The following is a 661-nucleotide window of genomic DNA, read 5'->3' as shown; positions in this document are numbered from 1 at the left end:
CCGCATGCCGCGTGCCTGAGCACGGTCGAATATCAGCGCATTGTTGGTTTCGAAGAAATGATAATGCGAGCCGACCTGTACGGGACGATCGCCGGTGTTTGCAACCTTTAGTGTTACAGTGGTTGCGCCGGCGTTCAGTTCGATCTCGCCTGCGGAAGGAATGATTTCACCCGGGATCATGGTGTCTCCTAACGGATCGGTTCGTGAACGGTGACGAGTTTGGTGCCGTCGGGGAACGTGGCTTCCACCTGAATGTCGTGGATCATCTCGGGGATGCCTTCCATCACCTGGGCACGGGTGATGACGTGGGCCCCGGCTTCCATGAGTTCGGCGACCGAGCGGCCGTCGCGCGCGCCCTCCACGACAAAATCTGTAATGAGCGCAATGGCTTCCGGATGATTGAGCTTGACGCCGCGTTCGAGGCGGCGGCGGGCGACCATTGCCGCCATGGCAATCAGGAGCTTGTCTTTTTCACGGAGTGTCAGGTTCATTTCGTCCTCTTGGCCATCCCATGTTTGTTCCGTGCGCCGCGGCCCAGGCCCTAGATTGACCAGACTTTAGGCACGCCTGCCTTTTGATTCAGCAGTTCGATCAGCGGTATCAGCCGTTTCCGCAGGGAATAGGCATCCTCATCCACCAGCCTCGCAAGAAGCTTGCCAGA

2 protein-coding genes are annotated in these 661 nt (G+C 58.4%); both read right to left on the bottom strand.

The genetic code is table 11. From position 1 onward, the window contains the following. A partial coding sequence (locus NQT62_RS15355) for an urease subunit beta (RefSeq protein ID WP_204271050.1) occupies positions 1–180 on the bottom strand: 180 nt, incomplete at its 3' end. 8 nt (positions 181–188) lie between these two features. Further along, positions 189–491: an urease subunit gamma gene (locus NQT62_RS15350; RefSeq protein ID WP_105736392.1), complete on the bottom strand. Its 303-nt coding sequence runs from the start codon at positions 489–491 to the stop codon at positions 189–191. Between the last annotated feature and the right edge of the window lie 170 nt (positions 492–661).

This window comes from Limnobacter humi (assembly GCF_024518835.1).
GTDB lineage: Bacteria > Pseudomonadota > Gammaproteobacteria > Burkholderiales > Burkholderiaceae_B > Limnobacter > Limnobacter humi.
The sequence above is the reverse complement of the archived record's forward strand: the minus strand, read 5'-3'. Positions and strand labels throughout refer to the sequence as shown.

Bases quoted from the DNA above. Each gene is read 5' to 3' on its own strand.
- NQT62_RS15350 (WP_105736392.1), bottom strand. From the start codon at position 491: ATGAACCTGACACTCCGTGAAAAAGACAAGCTCCTGATTGCCATGGCG.